This is a genomic window from Pannus brasiliensis CCIBt3594 (assembly GCF_036688125.1).
Lineage (GTDB): Bacteria > Cyanobacteriota > Cyanobacteriia > Cyanobacteriales > Microcystaceae > Pannus > Pannus brasiliensis.
This window is the reverse complement of the sequence record NZ_JBAFSM010000122.1, coordinates 1-245: the sequence shown is the minus strand read 5'-3', so window position 1 is coordinate 245 and position 245 is coordinate 1. Positions and strand designations below refer to the sequence as shown.

At 53.9% G+C, this 245-nt stretch carries 1 rRNA gene; it reads left to right on the top strand.

What is annotated here, in order from left to right:
• Nucleotides 1–245, top strand: a 16S ribosomal RNA gene (locus tag V0288_RS25010); the annotation flags it as partial.

Sequence of the window (245 nt, the reverse complement as noted above, 5' to 3'; positions counted from 1 at the left end):
TCCGGATTTATTGGGCGTAAAGCGAGCGCAGGCGGTTTCTTAAGTCTGATGTGAAAGCCCCCGGCTCAACCGGGGAGGGTCATTGGAAACTGGGAGACTTGAGTGCAGAAGAGGAGAGTGGAATTCCATGTGTAGCGGTGAAATGCGTAGATATATGGAGGAACACCAGTGGCGAAGGCGGCTCTCTGGTCTGTAACTGACGCTGAGGCTCGAAAGCGTGGGGAGCAAACAGGATTAGATACCCC